The sequence below is a fragment of the Cognatundibacterium luofuense genome (assembly GCF_018139685.1).
Lineage (GTDB): Bacteria > Pseudomonadota > Gammaproteobacteria > Burkholderiales > Burkholderiaceae_D > Undibacterium > Undibacterium luofuense.
The window spans coordinates 1-422 of the sequence record NZ_JAGSPN010000187.1 but is presented as its reverse complement, the minus strand read 5'-3'; the positions used below and the strand labels follow the sequence as shown (position 1 = coordinate 422).

Sequence of the window (422 nt, the reverse complement as noted above, 5' to 3'; positions counted from 1 at the left end):
TGGATGTATGGCGCACGCCCGACGCAAATTCCATGAGCTGTGGGCAAACCACAGCAGCCAGATTGCTGGTGAGGCACTGGATTTATACGCCCGACTCTACGCAGTGGAACGTGAAGTCAGCTTGCTCGCCCCGGCGGAGCGCCTGGCCATTCGTCAAGCGCAAGCTAAGCCGGTTGCAGACGCATTACATCAATGGTTACTGGTTCAACGGCAGCGAGTCCCTGGCGGCGGTGCTACATTCAGGGCAATCGACTACAGTTTAAATCGCTGGCCGGCGCTCACCCATTACCTCAACGATCCTCAGGTGCCGATTGATAATAATTGGGTTGAGAACCAGATTCGTCCGGTGGCATTGGGACGAAAAAACTGGATGTTCGCCGGCAGTCTGCGCGCAGGCAAACGTGCGGCGGCGATCATGAGTC

General features: G+C 56.9%; 1 protein-coding gene. It reads left to right on the top strand.

Annotation, left to right across the window (positions count from 1 at the left end):
• Positions 1–422 (top strand): IS66 family transposase (locus tag KDM89_RS19955; protein ID WP_212689624.1); only part of this gene is annotated, 422 nt, incomplete at both ends.